This is a genomic window from Streptomyces sp. CNT360 (genome assembly GCF_000424785.1).
In genome coordinates this window covers 22,125-38,732 of the sequence record NZ_AUKO01000039.1, presented here as the reverse complement: position 1 = coordinate 38,732, position 16,608 = coordinate 22,125, and the positions used below count along the sequence as shown (strand labels likewise).

Genomic DNA, 16,608 nt, shown 5'->3' with positions numbered 1-16,608 from the left:
CCGGGACGGGGACGGGGTTTCTGCAGTCCGAGGCGCAACAAGCACCACGAAGGGCACCACCAGGCGGGGCAACGGCAAGGCACGAACGATGTCTGTGAGCGGACAGCAGATCTCCTTGCCGAGGGAGGTACTGATCTCTTTCTCGGGGTGACCGCTCCTCCCCTGTCCAGGGGCTCGTGCGAGCGTTGGAGAGGGTTCCTGTGGTGCTTGCTGCCTGCGGTGTCGGTGGCGGCTACGGTACTGCCGGGATGACGACCTGGAATCTGCTCGATCTCGACAAGGCCGCCCTGCGGGCGAGCTGGCCGGCTGAGAAGTCATCTCATTGGACGAGCCTCCGGTAGCAGATGGGGGCGATGCGGGTGAAGGCTGGGAAGTGGTCGGCCTCGCGCTCGTAGCATCGGTAAAGGCGGCGGCAGCCGGCGAGCCAGGCCATGGTGCGTTTAGCACCCACACTGATTCTGGCCTCCCCGTGCGTCGTGCGCGCCTGTAGTGGCTGCCCAACTCGGCACGAGAGAACGCTCGCTCGTTCGTCCGAGGCCAGCTGTACACCAAGGCGGGCTGGTGGTCTGCTGTCAGGCGAATGGGGGCATACTCATCCAGCCTCGGCTGCCGCGGCCCCCGGCAGGCTGCCAAGCTCCGCTGTCGCCCCTGTCGGGCCCGGCGCATCGTCGCGGTGGCCCGCCTGCCGACACCCGCAATCCTCACCGGCGACGTGCGCGCACAGCGAGCCCCGGACCCGGACGATGGTGCACGTAGGGGCCACCCCCCTTGCCGGAAGGGCGCGCAAGGCGACTTGCGCTCCGGGCCACGTGGAGCGGCACTGCCCGGCCGTTATGAAGACCCGGCACAGTGGCGACGGGCGCGCGTACCGGGTCCCGGACGCAGCCTTGTGCTCGCCGGTGTCGCCCCGGAGCGCCGGCGGTGGATTACGCGCCATTGAGGCCACCGTCACCTCACCGCCCGGAGGGAAGTGTCAGTCTGGGCAGCGTGCAGCCGACCAGCGGCCCGATGCAGACGGCAAAGACGACGGTGGCCACGCCCACGCTGCCGCCCATCAGCCAGCCGATGGCCGGCACGCTCACTCCGATCCCGGTGCGGGCCGCGATCAGCGGGATGCCGCGGCGCGCGAGGCCGGTCATCAGCCCGTCGCGAGGGCCGGGCCCCCATCCGGCTCCGACGTACAGTCCCGTGGCGACGGCGACGCCGAGCACGGACACAGCCACGAACGCGACGCGCACGCCCCAGTGGGCCGGTTCGGGGATCCAGGTGATTCCCAAGTCTACGAACGGGCCGACCATCAGTGCGTTCGCGGCCGTGCCCAGCCCGGGGCGCTGGCACAGCGGTATCCACACCGCCAGTTGGCGCACGGAGCAATCGACTCGCCACCACGCCCCTGCAGGGGAGCTCGGGTCGGGCCAGTCCGTCGCGTACGTGGTCGGCGAGACCCGGTGGCACCCTCCGGTATCGTCGCCGGGATCAGGTGGCCGAAATCCTCGCCAGGAAGTCGGCTGTCCCCTTCCGCTCGGCCACTTTCGCGGGTGGCGGGCCTTCGTTGCGGCACCGACCGCGTTCGCGGCGTACCGGTCCGGTTCTTCACCCTGTCCAGGACGCGCTCCAGCTCTGGCGTTTGCAGATCCACCAGGCCCGCTCGGCACCATCTGATCCATTCCCTCCAGGAATCAGATAAGAACCAAAGGGCCTTAGACGAATCAGAGAATGCTCTGTTCAATGAAGTAATGATCCACCCTGCGATGCTCATTTATTCGACCAGCCGATTCCTGAAGGCGGCCTTGACGCCTACCTGGAGGACGTCAAGATCCTCATGATGGGCTCCGGGCATGGCCAGACCCGCGTGTCCGCCCGCCACATCCGTGTACCCGGCGACGACCATGCCCCGGTGTTCATCTCCACCGCGATCGTGCAGCTCGGTCTCGCCGACATCGACGCCCTCAACGCGACCTTCGCCATGCCCGAAGCGGCCGAGCTCATCCGCCGCTTGCAGTCCCGCTACCCGTACAAAGCCGTATGGGCAAACCACGAGCAGCTGACATGAACAGCCTGACCGGACGACGGGCCTGGTCACCGGCGCCGACAGCGAGAGCGGTCGCGCCACCGCTCTCGAGTTCGCCCGGGGCGGAGCCGCGGTTGGCGTCCTCGACCTGGACACGCGGAGCGCCCAGGAGACCGCGGCGGCGATCGCCGAGGAAGGCGGCACCGCTGAGCAGATCGATCTCGACATCAGCGACGAGCGGTCCGTGCGGCGGGCAGTCGCGCGCCTTGAGGAGACGTTCGGCGGACTCGACTTCGCGCTCAACAACGCGGGCGTCCCCTCCACGACCTGAGAACGCACCGAGATGCCGGCCGAGGACTGGGACCGCGTCCTGCGAGTCGACCTGACCCGCGCGTGCCTGTGCATGAAGTACGAACTGCCCGCGCTCATGCGACGTGGCGGCGGAGCGCTCGTCGACACCGCCTCCAACGGCGGCTTGTATGCGAGCCCGCAGTCTCCGGCGTACGTCGCGAGTAAGCACGGCGTCGTCCGTCCAAGACCGCCGCAGTCAACTATGCGCCGCACAACATCCGCGTCAACGCCCTGTGCCCGGAACTGGCCCGGACCGCGTCGTTCGACGCCGTCGCCTCCATGGCCGGTGACGGCATGGCCGGGGAGCAGGCGGCCGCCACGCCGCTGGAGCGGCTGGGCACCCCGGAGGAAGTGATAGCAGCAGCAGTGTGGCTGTGTTCCCCCGAAGCGTCCTACAGCACTGGCATCGCCCTGTCCGTCGACGGCGGCCGCCGCGCCTGACGCTCGTCGTACAGGGAGGGTTCGAGAGCCGCCGGCCAGCAAGCCCTCCCCGACCACTTTCCCGTCTGCAGGCGGACCAGCATCGTTTGAGGAGCCACGCATGGCCACCGAGAACCGCATCATCGCAGTCGAAGAGCACTTCATCACGGACGCATACGTGCAGACGGCTCACAGCCTCGACTTCTTTCCCAGTGACCGGACCGAGGTGGAGCTCACACGTGCGGTCGAACGCAGTGAACCAACGCGCTCCCAGCTCCTCGACCTCGACGCACGCCTGGCCGACATGGATGCGGCCGGACAGGACATGGCGATCCTGAGTCTGAACCCGCCCGGCGTTCAGCCGTATGAGCCGGCTGGCGCGATCCAACTCGCCTGCCAATTCAACGACTCCCTGGCCGGCATAGTGCGACGGCACCCCACCCGGTTCGCCGGCCTCGGTGCCGTCCCCACGCAGGCTCCCGAACGGGCCGCCGAGGAGGTTGCCCGCATCATGGGACCGCTCGGACTCAACGGCATCATGGTCAACTCACACACCGAGGGGCGGTACCTCGACGACGACCGCTTCGCTCCGCTACTGGCCGCCGCGGAAGCGCACCGAGCCCCCATCTACCTCCACCCCCGCGTGCCCAGCATGCTGGACCAGTACTCCGACCACGGCCTCTCCGGTGCCGTCTGGGGGTATGCCGCCGAAGCCGGGCTGCATGCCATGCGCCTCATCCTCAGCGGCACGCTGGACCGCTATCCCGGCCTGACCTTCGTCCTGGGCCACCTCGGCGAAGGCATCCCGTATTACCTCACGCGCATCGACAACCGGTACGCCTACGCCTCAAGGATCACAGGGGCCGCCACTCCGATGCGCACCCTGGAGCACACTCCCAGCGAGTACTTTCGGCGCAACTTCCTCATCACCACCAGTGGCATCGGTGACTCCGGAGCCCTCGAATTCGCCATGGGCGCCGTCGAGGACGACAACGTCATGTTCGCCGTGGACAGTCCCTACGAGGACACCGCGGCCGCCGTTGCATTCCTCAGAGCGGCTCCCGTCACGGAGAGCCAGCGTGCCAACATCAGCCATCGCACAGCCGAGCGTGTCTTCGGAGTGACGGACGCAGGAGACCGTCAGGTTCGATCGTGACGGAGCGGTGTCGCTGATGGAGGAGGAGGCGCACGGCCACAGTGCCACGAGGCGGTCCTAGAACGCCTGCGGCTGTGTCACCACAGCAAAGGGGGACGGTCAGCAGCGCAGTCCACAGGGTTGCCGGTGCGAGGACGGTCTCTCCCCGGTAGCGGCGGTCGGCGTGGGAGCCGAGGAGCATGTAGGCGGCCAGGGGGCTGCCGAGGCCGGAGCGAGAACGATGCCTGCCCCGGAAAGAGAGCCTGCGGAACGGTAGTTGATCAAGAAGACTCCACTGGCGGCCAGTACCGCCCACACCAGGCGGAGCGGGCGGCGCGCACCGGCCAGGGAGACGGCCAGGGCACCGAGGAACTGCACAGGGACGGCAATGCCGAGGGGGATCCTGACCGGCTCAGGTGGATGGTGATGTTGAGGCCAGCGACGTGCCCAGTGCGGCGACGAGCAGCAGGGAGCCGCGGTCTTCGGGGAGGCGGGGCCGCCGGGTCAGCCACAGCAGCGGAGCGCCGAACCCGAACCGCAAAGCGGTGATCACGATCGGACGGGCCAGGGCGGAGGCGGCCGTGGCGGCGGTCTGGCCGCCCTGCATGGCCAAAACGCTGACCAGGACCATTGCCGAGCCCGTGGCGGCGGCCCGGCCGGGTGGAGGCCGTGCTCCTGACCATGGTCAGGCCTTCGGCGCGGTCGGGCTGTGCTGCACCGGGACGCTGCCGGTGGCGCGGGGACGGCCGCGTGCGGTGACGGTCACCGAGCCCGCCGTGACCGCTCTGACCTGAAGTGAGCCGCAGGCACAGCGGGTCCAGACGGTCAGGCCGCCCTCGGTCCGGTGCCGGGAGACGGTCTCCACCACGTCGGTGTCGGGCCAGCCGCAGTACGGGCATGTGGACACGTCGCCGTTCCTCCTCCGCGCATGTGTGGGGATCTCTCGGGAGTGTCCCGGCGAACGAGCATGCAGGTCCAGGTTGGGTTCATACACAAGAACGTGTAGGAAAGCTTCATGATTGATCTGCGGCGCCTGACGGTCCTCCGGGCGATCGCCCGCTACGGCACGGTCACTGCAGCAGCCGGCTTACTGCATCTGACCCCCTCGGCCGTCTCCCAGCAGATGCGCCAGCTCAGCCGCGATACCGGGACCCCTCTGCTGGAGCCGCACGGACGCCGCGTACGGCTGACCCCGGCCGCCCGCGTGCTGCTACGACACGCGGACCGGATGGAGGACTACTGGCAGCAGGCCGAGGCGGAGCTGGCCGCCACGCGGCCGGCCGCACTGAGCGGAACCCTGCGGCTGGCCGGCTTCCCCACGGCCGTCTCGGTCCTGCTCGCCCCGGCAGCCGCCCAGCTGCAGCACGCCTCGCCGACTCTGACCGTCGAGGTCCGGGAAGCAGAGCCTGCGCACTGTTTCGATCTGCTCTTCTGCGCAGACACCGACCTCGCCGTGGTGGAGGCCACCGCCGACAACCCGCCGCTGAGCGATGCCGCGTTCGCACAGCGTCCGCTCTTCGACGACCCCTTCGAACTCCTCACCTGCGCCAGTCACCGGCTGGCCGGACGCCCATCGGTCACCTTCCACGACCTCGCGGAGGAACCGTGGGTGGTGGGATTCCCCGGCGACTCCGCGCGCCAGCTCATCCTCGCCGCCTGCAACAGCGCCGGCTTCAGCCCGGCCATCGCCCACCAGGCCCGCGACTGGAGCGCCGTGGCGAGCCTGGTCGCACACGGTCTCGGTATCGCACTCATCCCCTCCACCGCGACCCTGCCACCCCAACCCCAGCTGGTCCGCACCCCCCTGGCCGGAAGCAACAGGCCGACCCGCCAGTTCGTGCGGGTCGTACGCAGCGGCAGCGAACAGCACCCGGCCATCGACGCAGTCACCCCGCTCCTCGACGGCCTCGCCGCCGAGCACACGGACCGGGCCAGCTGACGGAGCGCCAGCCAACCACACCCCTGCACCACGACGCCGTACAGCAAACCCCTTCGAGTCCCCACCCGGCGCGGCCTCGGTCTCCTCGCCCGAGTCACCGTCGCACGCGCACTCACGACAGGCCGCCTGGTACAGATGCCCGGCCCCCATCATCCCGGCTTCAACGCTCGAACCAGCCCACCACCAACGTCCCCCGGCAGCCCCCACCGCGCCCGTCGTGAGGTGCTCCTCCATGCACTTCACAAGATCTTCCGCGTTCGGACACAGGGCTCCCTTACCAGCGGGAGGAGCGGAGGGAAGATTCCCCATCAGGGGTGGGATGGCGGTACGATCACTGGATGCCGGTCCGTCACGACGGGCCGTCATACCCCGTGCTCAGCACGGGATTTCGGGGGGCCCGGGCAGAAGTCATTCGGCAGCACGCGCGATCGAGGTACGGCACCACATGGACCACACCGGCGTCCCAGCGGTTCTCTCGCCGTTCCGTCGGCCGGAAGCCGTCGCCGCCCGCACCGCCGTCGCTCCGGCCCACGCCGGTTCCCACCACTTCGGCGACCGCCCGGCACCCGCCCGTGACCGCTCCGTCTTCCGGTCGAGGTGCTGATGACGCAGATACTGGCCTGGTCGCTCATCGCCATGGGGCTGATGTCCCTGGTGCTGCTGGTGCTGCTGGTGCGGCAGACACAGATCACCGGGCGGCTCAGACAGGAGGAGGAGCTGCGTCACTCGGAGTTGACGCAGCTCGTGCACCGGCGGCTGCCCGCACTCGCCGCCCGGCGCACCGACCTCGCGGAGCAGGACCCGGGTCCTGCGTCCGCCCGGTTCCACGGCACCGAGTTCGACGCGCGACTCGACGAGGTGGTGGACGCCTTCCGCCAGGTCTCGGTGCAGGCCAGGGAGCGCGCCGAGGAGTCCGCCGAGAACGCGCTGCGCGGCGTGGCCGACCGCCTGCTCACGCTCGTCTACCAGCTGCAACAGCTGATCGAGGACATGGAGCACGAGCACGAGGACCCCGAGGTTCTCGGCAGCCTCCTCCCGATCGACCACAAGGCGCAGAGCCTCGCCCGCTGGCTCTTCTCGCTCCGAGTGCTCGCCGGCAGCGCGCCCGGGCGTCAGCGCCCCACCACCCCGCTGTACGACGTGCTGCGCGGCGCCTTGTCCACGGCGCCGGACTACCACCGTGTACGCATCCTCGACCGGCCCCGGGTCGCCGTGCGCACCCAGGCCGTCGAACCTTTGATCCAGCTCTTCGGGCACCTGCTGGAGAACGCTGTGACGCTCTCGCCCTCCAGCTCCGTCGTCGAGGTCAGCACGATGCGCGTGGCCAACGGTGTGGCCGTCAGTGTCGAGGACGGCGGGCGCGGGATGAGCGACCACGAGTTGGCGCGCATCCAGTCGCTCGCCTCGGGCACCGTCACCGCCGGAGTGGGAGATCTCGGCGATCCGCCACGCATCGGCTACGCGTTCACCGGTCGCATCGCGCAGCGCCACGGCCTGCGCATCGTGATCGACCGCCGCTCCCGTCTCGCCGGCGTCCGCGTCACGGTGACGCTCCCCACCCAGCTCCTCACCGACGCCCCCGAGGACGCGACGCCCGCGGGCCTCTCCGGCGCGCACCGCGCCCCAGCGGTGCCCCTCTCCGGGGACGCCGGAGGCGAGCCCACCCGCCCGCCGGGCATCCCCATGCCCCGCAGCGAGGAATCGGCCGTCCACCAGCGGGCGGGCGCCCGCCAGCCGGCGGAACACGCCGCGACCACAGATCCGACGCCGCAGGCCCCGGAACCGTCCGACGCGGCACGGGCACCCCACGAGCCCGCGAGTCACGCGCCCGCCACCGCGCGGCGCGAGGAGCAGCCCTCGGCACCGGCCGACAACCCGTCGCCGGAGCCGGACGCCGCAGCCGGCCAGCGTCGTACCCGTCACGGCCTGCCTGTACGCAATCGCGGCGCCGCAGCCGGCGCCATGCCCGCGCCGCTCCCACCGGCGACGGCTCCCCGAGTCGACCCGTCGTCGGCAGGCGCCCGCATGGGTGCCTGGCAGAACGCTCCCCGCCCCAAGTCCGGCACTGCGGACGGCGATCCGCACGCCGAGTGAAGGACACAGCGACCATGACCTCCCGAACGTTCCGTGAGACCCCTCGATACGACGTCGAGAACGACCTCGGCTGGATTCTCGACCAGCAGCTCGTCGACGCCGTCCCCGGCACGCGCGCTGCCGTGCTCCTCTCCGGCGACGGCATCAGGCGGGCGCACTCCAAGGAGTTGCAGACGGCCGACGCCGAGCCGATGGCTGCCGCCGCCTCCGGCATCCAGGCCCTGGCGCGCAGCTACGCGCAGCGCGCCATGAGCGGCGAGGAGGGCACCTGGGAGGAGACGATCAACTCCTACCAGGGCGGGTTCCTCATGATCGTCGGAGCGGGCGACCAGAGCTTCCTCGCCGTCCGGGCCGACCGCGACGTCGACCTGGCGGCGCTCACGACGGCCGCCCACACCTGCGTGCTGCGCCTGGGTGAGCACATGGCGACACCCCGGCGCGGCGCGGACGCACCCTCGTGAACCCCGGCGCACGGGAAGACCGCGCGCCCCGGCTGGTCCGTCCCTACGCCGTCACCGGTGGTCGCTCCCGTCCCACCCGCAACACGCTCGACCTGATCACCGTGGTGCGGGTGCGGCATCTGCCACCGCCACCCGTGGCGCTGGCGCCCACCGAACTCAGCCCGGAACAGGAGCGGGTGGTGGCGATCTGCCGGGACGGGGGGCTCACCGTCGCCGAGATCGCCGCGCAGCTCTCGCTGCCGGTGAGCGTCACCAAGGTCGTCGTCTCCGACCTCGTCGACGGCGGCCTGGTGACCGCGCAGGCTCCCCCACCGCCGACCCACCTCGCCGCCGCCTACGCACAGCAGACGGACGCGCTGCTGGAGAGAGTGCTGGATGGACTCCGAAACCTCTGACACCCCCCACACCGACCGCTCGGTGCCGCACCTTCCCGACGGAGACATCACCCTGGTGAAGTTCGTCGTGGTGGGGCCACTCGGAGTCGGCAAAACGACCATGATCAGATCGCTGTCCGACTACGAACCCCTCACCACCGACGAGCCGATGACCCAGGCGGGCGAGCACATAGACCGGCTGCGCCGCATGGGCAAGACGGAGACCACGGTGGCGATGGACTTCGGCCGGATCACCCTCCAGCCCGACCTGATCGTGTACCTCTTCGGCGCCCCCAGCCAGCAGCGTTTCCAGCCGCTGTGGGACGACATGACGAGCGGCGCGCTCGGCGCCGTCGTCCTGGCCGACACCGAGCGGCTGGAGGACTCCTTCCAGGCCATGGACCGCCTGGAGGCGCTCGGCCTCCCCTATGTCGTGGCCGTCAACGAGTTCGAGGGCAACGACACGTACGACGCCGAGGAGCTCCAGGAGGCGTTCCAACTCGACCCCGACACTCCGTTGCTCACCTGCGACGCCCGCGAACGCGCCTCCTCGCGGGACGCATTGGTGAACCTCGTGCTCCACCTGAAGGACCGCAACCGCCGTCCGCATGCCCTCCAGGAGACCGTGTGACCCAGCCAGACACCTCCACACGCGCCCCGGGGGACACTCCGGGTCCGCAGGGCCAGGCGCCCCTCCTGCTGTACGGCGAGGAGTTCACCCACGATCCGGCACCGCTCTACGCGCGTGCACGGGAGACGGCACCGATCGTCCGGGCCAGGATCCATGAGGACGTGGAGGTCTCCCTCGTCGTCCGGTACCACACCGCACTGAAGATCCTCCAGCACCCGGAGTTCAGCAAGAACTCCGGGCCCTGGTTCGAGGCGCGGGAGCGGCAGGGCCTGCCCATGCCTCCCGTCCTGGAGATGATGCGGGTGCGGCCCAACGCGCTCTACGAGGACGGCGAGGAGCACCGCAGGCTCAGCACCGCCGTCCGCGACAGCCTCGGCCGCCTCGACCCACCCACGCTCCGCCGCACGGCCCGGGAGACGGCCGACCGCCTGATCGACGCTTTCGCCGAGCGCGGCGAGGCCGACCTCATGGGCGAGTACGCCGCGCTGCTGCCGCTGCAGATGCTCTTCGCGATGTTCGGCGTCCCCGGCGACCTCGGCCGCCGCATCCACCAGCTCACCGCTACCGTCTTCGACGGCGGCCCCGAGGCCGCTCAGGCCAACGTCGCGCTGAGCGAGACGTGGCAGGAGCTGGTTGCCCTGAAGCGGCGCAGGCCGGACGAGGACGTCGCCTCCTGGCTCCTCGCCCACCCGTCGAGCAACGACGACGACTCGGAGATCATCAACCAGCTCCTCCTGGTGATGGGCGCCGGCATGGAGCCGGAGCAGAACCTCATCGCCTCCACGCTGCTCCAGCTCCTCAGCGACGACAGCTCCTACGGGCGCCTGCGCTCCGGCAGCCAGCGCATCGCCGAGGCCCTGGAGACGACGCTCCTCGACTACGCCCCGATGGCCAACTACGCGACTCACTATCCGGTGCGCGACCTGGAGATCGACGGCATCCTGCTGCCCGCCTGGGAGCCCGTGATGATCTCCTTCGGCTCCTGCAACCAGGACGAGGCGCTCCGCGGCGACTCCGCGACGGGCGGCACGGGCGGCTCGGGATACCGCGCGCACCTCGCCTGGAGCGCGGGCCCGCACGAGTGCCCGGCCTGGTCGGTGGCGATGATGATGGCGAGCGTCGCCATCGAGGTCCTGCTCGACCGGCTCCCCGACATCGAACTTGCCACTCCGCGACCCCGGTTGTCCTGGCGCCCCGGCCCGTATCAGCGAGGGCTCTCCGCCCTTCCGGTGGTCTTCCCACCACAGCCCGTCCGGCTGCAGGATTCGACCGAAGATTCGTACGGAAGTCCAGGAGGACGCACCCCATGGCAACCGTCCACGACCAGAAGTGCCCCCACCACGCCGCAGCAGACGGCGCACCCGTACGACTCGACCCCCGGGGAGGCGACGTCCACGGCGAGGCCGCACGCCTCCGGGGCCAGGGGCTTGCTGCGCGTGTGGAACTCCCTGGCGGGGTGGTGGCGTGGTCAGTAGGGCACCACGCGGTCGTCAGGCGCCTGCTCGGTGACAAGCGGGTCTCCAAGGACCCGCGGCAGCATTGGACGGCGTTCCGCAACGGCGAGATACCCGCCGACTGGTCGCTGATGAGCTGGGTCGGCGTGCAGAACATGTTCACCGCCTACGGCTCCGACCACCGCCGCCTGCGCACGCTCGTCAGCCAGGCGTTCACGCCGCGCCGTACCGAGCGGCTGGGTCCGCGGATCGCGGAGCTCACCGCCGGCCTGCTCGACGACCTGGAGGCGGCACACGCCGCGCGGCCCGGCCCGGTCGACCTGCGCGAAGGCTTCGCCTATCCCCTGCCGATCGCCGTCATCTGCGAGCTGTACGGCGTCCCCGAAGGCGACCGCGACATCCTCCGCACCTCCGTCGACGGGCTCTTCTCCACTTCCAAGGGCCCGGAGGAGGCCGAGGCTCACATGGCCACGCTGATGCGTGTGATGTGCGACCTGGTGGCCGGCAAACGGGAGAAGCCCGGTGAGGACCTCACGACCGCGCTCATCGCGGCCCGCGACGCCGACGGCTCCCGCCTCAGCGAGCAGGAACTCCTGGACACGCTCTTCCTGATGATCGGCGCCGGCCACGAGACCACCGTCAACCTCCTCCACCACGCGGTACGTAACCTCGTCGAGAACCCCGGCCAGTTGGCCCGGATACGCGCCGGGGAGTGCTCCTGGGACAGCGCCGTGGAGGAGTCCCTGCGCCATCAGCCCCCCATCGCCAACCTCCCGCTGCGGTATGCCGTCGAGGACATCGAGCTCGACGACGGCACCGTGATCCGGGCGGGAGAGGCGATTCTCGTCAACTATGCGGGGGCCGGGCGCGATCCGGAGCACCACGGGTCCGACGCAGACGTCTTCGATGTGGAACGGCCGACCCGTACGGACCATCTCTCCTTCGGCCACGGTGTGCACTTCTGTGTCGGCGCCCCCCTCGCCCGGCTGGAGGGGCGCATCGCGCTCCCGGCGCTCTTCGAGCGCTTCCCCGGTCTCGCCCTCGCGGAGGACGCACGCAACGACACGGCGACCGAGTCGTTCATCGCCAACGGCCGCCAGGCGCTGATGATGCGCCTCCGTTCCCAGTGACCTGAGTGGGAGATGCGTCAGCGACCTGAGTCGTAGACCCGTCGCTGGTCGCTTGTACGAGCCGTCCGGGTCCGAGGGTTCCACCGCCGACGGTGACCGATGTCCAGCGGGAGCGCGCCGGGTGGCCGGGTGCGTCGTCGTGCGACGGCCCAGCCCCCGGCTCAGCGTGCGAGGAGCGCTCCTGGGTGCGCGGAAGGAACCTCGACCTGCTGCCGACGCATTCCCCGGCTCAGGTCACTGGGACGACTTCTGACCGTTCGTTCCTGTCCTGCTGTCCGGCGCCGCGCCAGGAGACTGTCGACCGGCGCGGCCCAGCAACTGTGACGTAGGACACGCCTCTCAGGAAAACCCGAAGCCGCGGTGCGCCGTCAGGCTAGGACGTGAAACGTTCACCGGCTTCCCTGACCGAGGCGCAGTTGGTCCGGCGGATCTCCCGCGGAGACACTGCCGCCTTCGACGAGCTGTACCGGCGCAGCGCCCCCTGGCTGACAGCGCGCTTGCGGCGGCGCTGCGCGGACGACGAAATCGTCGCCGAAGTCCTGCAGGAGACCTACCTCGCGGTGTGGCGGGCGGCCGGGCCGTTCGCCGACAGCCTGCGCGGCGAGGAAGCGGGCAGCTGGTTGTGGACGGTCGCCGCCCGCCGGCTGGTGGACGCCTTCCGGGCACGCGGTCGCCACCGCGCCCTCCCGCCGGCGTGCGCCGCACCCGACCTGGCGCCCTCGGCCGAGCACGAAGTGCTGGAGGCCGCGATAGGAGGCGATCTCGGCGCTGCGCTGGACCGGCTGGCCCCCGAGCTGCACCAGGTGCTGACCGCCATGGTGCTCGACGGGCTGACGGTCCGCGAGACCTCCGTGCTGCTACGGGTCCCGGAGGGCACCGTCAAGACGCGTGCCCGCCGCGCTCGTCTCGAACTGCGAAAGGCCCTGTCATGACTGCGCACGTGCCCCGCGAACTGTTGATGAGCTACGTCCGGTCCTCCGGCGCGTCCGACGGTGCGAGCGCCGGTGCGCTGTGGGCGCTGGAGGGCCATGTCGAACAGTGCGCTGCCTGCCAGGCGGAGGTCAGGGAAGTGTCTGCCACCCACTGCCCGGCCGACGCCGCGCTGATGGACCGGGTGCACGCGCGCCTGTCGGAGGCCTTGCCGCCGGTACGCCGCCGCCGGTGGCGCCGGGTACGAACGGTGCTGAGCCGGTGGGCAGCTCCTGCGTTCGGGCCGTGGGTCATGGCGGTCGTGCTCATCGTTCTCTGCGCCCTGCTCCTGTCTTCCGCCGCGGCACGCAACTCGCCCCTTCTCACGCTGCTGGCCCCGGCGATGCCACTGCTGGGAGTGGCCGTGAGTTGGGGCCCGCGCTTCGATCCGGCCCATGAGCTGATCGCATCCACCCCGAGGACGGGTCTCGGGCTGGTCCTGCGGCGGTCGTCGGCCGTGCTGTCCCTGGTGATTCCGGCCCTGGCAGCCGCCGGCTGGATCACCGGCACCGCACCCGCGCTGGTCCTGCTGCCTGCCCTGGCCCTGACGTGCGCAGCCCTCGCGCTGGGCAGCGTGGTGGACATCCAGCGTGCGGCTACCGCACTGGGCGCCGGATGGGCACTGTTCGTGGTGCTCCCCACCCTCGGCAGGGGGCGCGGTGCTCCGCCTTACCTGCTGGAGTCCGCCGCCCCGGGGTGGGCTGCCGCGGCCGCGTTCCTCGGTGTCGCTGTCGTCCTGCGCCGCAACGCCTATCTGCACCCTCGAAAGAGCGGCGCCCGGCACCGCTGAGGAGCGGAGCGCTCTTCTTCCTGCACAGCCTTTCACCCGCAATCCCAGGAGGCACGACCATGCCCAGAACCGTCAGCCCGAGCGAGACGGCCCCCACCCGCTACGCCCATCACATCCAGGCTCAGGCACTGACCGTGCGGCGGGGCCGACGCACCGCCGTCGACGGAATCCACCTGAACCTGGGCACCGGTGTGCACGGCGTGCTCGGTCCCAACGGAGCGGGCAAGACAACCCTGATCCGTACGCTCGCCACCGTCTTGACCCCGCACAGCGGCGACCTGGAACTCCTGGGCAGCACTCTGCACAGCCGCGGCGAACTGCGCGCACTACGCCGCCGGTTGGGTTACCTGCCGCAGACCTTCGGCCACTATCCGCGCTTCACACTGCGCGAGTTCGTCGCCTACATGGCCTGGCTCAAGGAAGTGCCCCGCCACCGGATGGCCGACGCGGTGCAGCACGCCATCGACCGGGTCGACCTCACCGACCGGGCCGAGGACCGGATGGGATCGCTCTCCGGCGGCATGCTGCGCCGTGCCGGCATCGCCCAGGCAATCGTCAACGACCCCGCCATCCTGCTGCTCGACGAACCCACCGTCGGCCTCGACCCCGCCCAGCGCATGGAGTTCCGCACGCTGCTGCGGGACATCGGGGAACAGTCCTGTGTGCTGGTCTCCACCCACCTCGTCGAGGACGTCGGTGCGGCCTGCGCCGGCGTCGTACTCATGGACGAGGGCCGCACGGTCTTCTCGGGCCCGCTCGACGACCTGCGTGCCGCGGGCAGTGACACCGACCAGGGCGACAGCGACATAGAGCGCGGCTACACGGCCCTGCTGCGCCGGCATCCCGCAAAGCAGCCCGAAGCCGGACGGTAGCCACGGGCATGCTCTCCGCCGCGCTTCCTGTCCCGATGTATTCGACTACCCGTGGGAGACCGTGATGTTCCGAATCGTGCGCCTGGAGGCGAAGCGCTCGATCGCGCTGCCGCTCCTCCTGGTGCTGGCCGCGCTGAGCCGTGCCTTTCTCTGGATGGACATCCAGGAGTGGGCAGCCAGTTGGGCGTCGCTGGTCCAGTCGGCGCGGGCCATCGCCTGGGTCTCGCTGCCGGTGGCGCTGGCAGCCGGCATCTGGCACGGCGGGCGTGAGCGCCGCAACAAGGTTTCCGAACTCTTCGCCGCCACACCCCGTCCGCGCCCGGTGCGGCTGCTGCCCGCCTTCGTGGCGATCGTCGGCGCGGTGGTGATCGCCGAAGCGGGCGTGGTCGTCTGGGCGGCGGCGCTGATCGCCCGGCATGCGACCTACAGCGGCGGACTGTGGCCGCTGGGCCTCGCGGTGGGGCTGCTGGCCGCCATCGCCGTCACCCTGCTCGGCCTGGGCATCGGACGTGCAGTGGCCACACCGGTCGCGGCGCCGCTGGCGGCAGTTGCGCTGTTTCTCGTCCTGGCCGTCAGCGCGGACGAACGACCGGCCAACCGTCTGGTGGACGTGGTGCTTCCGATGCTGCCGAAGACGGACGACTTCCACCGGGTGCTGCCCTCCCTGTCCGTGAGCCAGTGCGTCTGGTTCGCCGCTCTGGGTGCCACCGGCGTGCTGCTGACCGTCGCGGGCACCAGGCGTGCCCGCTGGCTGGCCCTGACGCCGGCCGCCGCCGGGATCGTCCTCGCGGCCCTCCTGGCCCCGTCCGGCGCGATCGTCCGCGACCCGCAGGCCACCGCGCTGGTCTGCGCGCGGGAGAACAACCGGATCTGTGTCACCAAGGTGCACACGCACGCCCTGCCCGCACTCGTCGCACCCGCCCAGAAAGTTCTCGACGCCTTCGCCGAAGTGCCGGGTGGCCCGCAGCGGGTCGAGGAGAAGCCGGAGAGCTGGAAGCTCGACGCTGCCGCACCGGCGTCCCACGGCAGGAACCGCGGCACGGTGCGCATCGAGCTCCCGCAGCTGACCCAGTCAGGCAGCATCAGGTGGAAGCCGGACGTCCTTTTGTCTGCCATCGCCCAGGACACCATGTTCGACGAAGCCTGCTACAGCGGGGAGAAGGACTTCACCCGCGCAACCGACGCCTCGGACGCGGTGGCCGCGCTGCTCCTCCGCACCCCCACCGACGAGCTGAGCCCCGGCGCCCGCAAGGCATACGACACGCTGCGCCCACTGCCCGCCAAGGAGCGCTACTCCCGGATAGGGGACGGCCGGAAGGCCGGACTGACCTGCGGTGACCCACTGGCCGTCATCATGGGCCGGGGAGCGGGCCGATGACCCGGGCTTCGCGCGGCCTCATGCTGTACGCGCGTTCCCGGTCGATTCCAGCCACCCTGCTGGTCTTCCTGGCCGCGACCTGCCTCGCCTGGACCGGATACCTGACGGACGATCCGGCGACAGCCCACAGGACCGGTCTGATCGCCGTCGTGCTGGGCGTCGCCGCCGTCCCCCGCACGCTGGCCGGTCCCGACGAGGAGCTGGAACGCGCCACCGCCCTCCCCTGGCGGCTGGTGCGCACCCTCCATCTGACGCTGCTCGCCGGGCTCCTCCTCAGCCTGCTCGCTGCCGACCACCTGCTCACCGCCCGGCAGACTCACACGGTGCCGTTCGACAACCTCGCGCAAGCCGTCCCGGCGCTCACCGCGTCGACCGCCCTGAGCGCAGCATGCTTCGGGGCGCGCACGGCCTGGATGCCCTCGGTCGGCTGGGGGCTGCTCATGCTTGCGGTCGGCCCCCGCATCTCCCTCGGCGGGCAGGCACTCACATGGATGGTGCAGGAGCCGCCCACCGTCACCTCCGCCACTGTCGCGGCCCTCCTGACCGCCGTGGGGGTCGTCGCGTACGCCCGGCGCGGCAGCCGCCTGTGAGAGGGATTC

Annotated in this window: 18 protein-coding genes and 1 pseudogene; 16 read left to right on the top strand and 3 right to left on the bottom strand. The window is 70.6% G+C overall.

Annotation, left to right across the window (positions count from 1 at the left end):
* Positions 1 to 953 precede the first annotated feature (953 nt).
* A complete protein-coding gene (locus H297_RS38330; RefSeq protein ID WP_051352166.1) occupies positions 954 to 1,367 on the bottom strand; it encodes a DUF6198 family protein in 414 nt (137 codons plus the stop codon).
* A gap of 530 nt (positions 1,368 to 1,897) precedes the next feature.
* Between H297_RS38330 and H297_RS44585 the strand changes: the two genes are divergently transcribed.
* The 4 genes and pseudogenes from H297_RS44585 to H297_RS0125350 all read left to right on the top strand — a co-directional run bounded on the left by H297_RS44585 (position 1,898) and on the right by H297_RS0125350 (position 3,938).
* Positions 1,898 to 2,053 carry a hypothetical protein gene (locus H297_RS44585; protein ID WP_486589659.1) on the top strand — a complete coding sequence of 52 codons (156 nt, stop codon included), beginning with the start codon at positions 1,898 to 1,900 and terminating at the stop codon, positions 2,051 to 2,053.
* A 22-nt stretch (positions 2,054 to 2,075) separates the two neighbouring features.
* Positions 2,076 to 2,480: pseudogene (locus tag H297_RS44580) on the top strand (SDR family oxidoreductase); the annotation flags it as partial.
* 98 nt (positions 2,481 to 2,578) lie between these two features.
* Positions 2,579 to 2,803 carry an SDR family oxidoreductase gene (locus H297_RS44575; protein WP_486589660.1) on the top strand — a complete coding sequence of 75 codons (225 nt, stop codon included), beginning with the start codon at positions 2,579 to 2,581 and terminating at the stop codon, positions 2,801 to 2,803.
* A gap of 100 nt (positions 2,804 to 2,903) precedes the next feature.
* The gene (locus H297_RS0125350; RefSeq protein WP_027739347.1) at positions 2,904 to 3,938 is read left to right on the top strand and encodes an amidohydrolase family protein; all 1,035 of its coding nucleotides are present in this window, start codon (positions 2,904 to 2,906) and stop codon (positions 3,936 to 3,938) included.
* 391 nt (positions 3,939 to 4,329) lie between these two features.
* Here the strand turns inward: H297_RS0125350 and H297_RS0125345 are convergent, their stop codons facing one another.
* Together H297_RS0125345 and H297_RS38315 are read right to left on the bottom strand one after the other, a co-directional pair.
* Positions 4,330 to 4,524, bottom strand: a complete 195-nt coding sequence (locus H297_RS0125345; RefSeq protein ID WP_027739346.1) for a hypothetical protein — start codon at positions 4,522 to 4,524, stop codon at positions 4,330 to 4,332.
* A gap of 78 nt (positions 4,525 to 4,602) precedes the next feature.
* On the bottom strand, positions 4,603 to 4,824 hold the full coding sequence (locus tag H297_RS38315; RefSeq protein ID WP_037795404.1) for a hypothetical protein: 222 nt from the start codon (positions 4,822 to 4,824) through the stop codon (positions 4,603 to 4,605).
* A 108-nt stretch (positions 4,825 to 4,932) separates the two neighbouring features.
* On the opposite strand from H297_RS38315, the gene H297_RS0125335 reads away from it, so the two are divergent.
* The 12 genes from H297_RS0125335 to H297_RS38300 all read left to right on the top strand — a co-directional run bounded on the left by H297_RS0125335 (position 4,933) and on the right by H297_RS38300 (position 16,599).
* A complete protein-coding gene (locus tag H297_RS0125335; protein ID WP_027739345.1) occupies positions 4,933 to 5,856 on the top strand; it encodes a LysR family transcriptional regulator in 924 nt (307 codons plus the stop codon).
* Between the two features lie 603 nt (positions 5,857 to 6,459).
* Positions 6,460 to 7,950, top strand: coding sequence for an ATP-binding protein (locus H297_RS38310; RefSeq protein ID WP_051352164.1), 1,491 nt, complete (start codon positions 6,460 to 6,462; stop codon positions 7,948 to 7,950).
* Between the two features lie 14 nt (positions 7,951 to 7,964).
* On the top strand, positions 7,965 to 8,411 hold the full coding sequence (locus H297_RS0125320; protein WP_027739344.1) for a roadblock/LC7 domain-containing protein: 447 nt from the start codon (positions 7,965 to 7,967) through the stop codon (positions 8,409 to 8,411).
* Positions 8,408 to 8,806 (top strand): DUF742 domain-containing protein, encoded by a 399-nt coding sequence (locus tag H297_RS0125315; RefSeq protein WP_027739343.1) that lies wholly within the window; start codon positions 8,408 to 8,410, stop codon positions 8,804 to 8,806. Before H297_RS0125320 ends, H297_RS0125315 begins: the two co-directional genes overlap by 4 nt.
* Positions 8,787 to 9,416, top strand: a complete 630-nt coding sequence (locus H297_RS0125310; protein ID WP_027739342.1) for a GTP-binding protein — start codon at positions 8,787 to 8,789, stop codon at positions 9,414 to 9,416. Before H297_RS0125315 ends, H297_RS0125310 begins: the two co-directional genes overlap by 20 nt.
* Positions 9,413 to 10,891, top strand: a complete 1,479-nt coding sequence (locus H297_RS44570; protein WP_027739341.1) for a cytochrome P450 — start codon at positions 9,413 to 9,415, stop codon at positions 10,889 to 10,891. Before H297_RS0125310 ends, H297_RS44570 begins: the two co-directional genes overlap by 4 nt.
* Positions 10,876 to 12,000: a cytochrome P450 family protein gene (locus H297_RS0125300; RefSeq protein ID WP_078514587.1), complete on the top strand. Its 1,125-nt coding sequence runs from the start codon at positions 10,876 to 10,878 to the stop codon at positions 11,998 to 12,000. Before H297_RS44570 ends, H297_RS0125300 begins: the two co-directional genes overlap by 16 nt.
* A gap of 380 nt (positions 12,001 to 12,380) precedes the next feature.
* Positions 12,381 to 12,932, top strand: a complete 552-nt coding sequence (locus H297_RS0125295) for an RNA polymerase sigma factor (RefSeq protein WP_051352163.1) — start codon at positions 12,381 to 12,383, stop codon at positions 12,930 to 12,932.
* Positions 12,929 to 13,759, top strand: a complete 831-nt coding sequence (locus tag H297_RS38305; RefSeq protein ID WP_037795403.1) for a hypothetical protein — start codon at positions 12,929 to 12,931, stop codon at positions 13,757 to 13,759. Before H297_RS0125295 ends, H297_RS38305 begins: the two co-directional genes overlap by 4 nt.
* 59 nt (positions 13,760 to 13,818) lie before the next feature.
* Positions 13,819 to 14,631, top strand: coding sequence for an ATP-binding cassette domain-containing protein (locus tag H297_RS0125285; protein WP_027739338.1), 813 nt, complete (start codon positions 13,819 to 13,821; stop codon positions 14,629 to 14,631).
* Positions 14,632 to 14,695: 64 nt separating this feature from the next.
* Entirely contained in the window at positions 14,696 to 16,009 is a 1,314-nt protein-coding gene (locus H297_RS0125280) for a hypothetical protein (RefSeq protein ID WP_027739337.1), read from the top strand.
* Entirely contained in the window at positions 16,006 to 16,599 is a 594-nt protein-coding gene (locus tag H297_RS38300; protein ID WP_051352161.1) for a hypothetical protein, read from the top strand. Before H297_RS0125280 ends, H297_RS38300 begins: the two co-directional genes overlap by 4 nt.
* Positions 16,600 to 16,608 lie beyond the last annotated feature (9 nt).

Excerpts from the sequence above, each read along its gene's own strand:
- H297_RS0125350 (WP_027739347.1), top strand. The coding sequence starts at position 2,904 with ATGGCCACCGAGAACCGCATCATCGCAGTCGAAGAGCACTTCATCACG.
- H297_RS0125345 (WP_027739346.1), bottom strand. The coding sequence starts at position 4,524 with ATGCAGGGCGGCCAGACCGCCGCCACGGCCGCCTCCGCCCTGGCCCGT.
- H297_RS0125335 (WP_027739345.1), top strand. The coding sequence starts at position 4,933 with ATGATTGATCTGCGGCGCCTGACGGTCCTCCGGGCGATCGCCCGCTAC.
- H297_RS38310 (WP_051352164.1), top strand. The coding sequence starts at position 6,460 with ATGACGCAGATACTGGCCTGGTCGCTCATCGCCATGGGGCTGATGTCC.
- H297_RS0125320 (WP_027739344.1), top strand. The coding sequence starts at position 7,965 with ATGACCTCCCGAACGTTCCGTGAGACCCCTCGATACGACGTCGAGAAC.
- H297_RS0125310 (WP_027739342.1), top strand. The coding sequence starts at position 8,787 with ATGGACTCCGAAACCTCTGACACCCCCCACACCGACCGCTCGGTGCCG.
- H297_RS38305 (WP_037795403.1), top strand. The coding sequence starts at position 12,929 with ATGACTGCGCACGTGCCCCGCGAACTGTTGATGAGCTACGTCCGGTCC.
- H297_RS0125285 (WP_027739338.1), top strand. The coding sequence starts at position 13,819 with ATGCCCAGAACCGTCAGCCCGAGCGAGACGGCCCCCACCCGCTACGCC.
- H297_RS0125280 (WP_027739337.1), top strand. The coding sequence starts at position 14,696 with ATGTTCCGAATCGTGCGCCTGGAGGCGAAGCGCTCGATCGCGCTGCCG.
- H297_RS38300 (WP_051352161.1), top strand. The coding sequence starts at position 16,006 with ATGACCCGGGCTTCGCGCGGCCTCATGCTGTACGCGCGTTCCCGGTCG.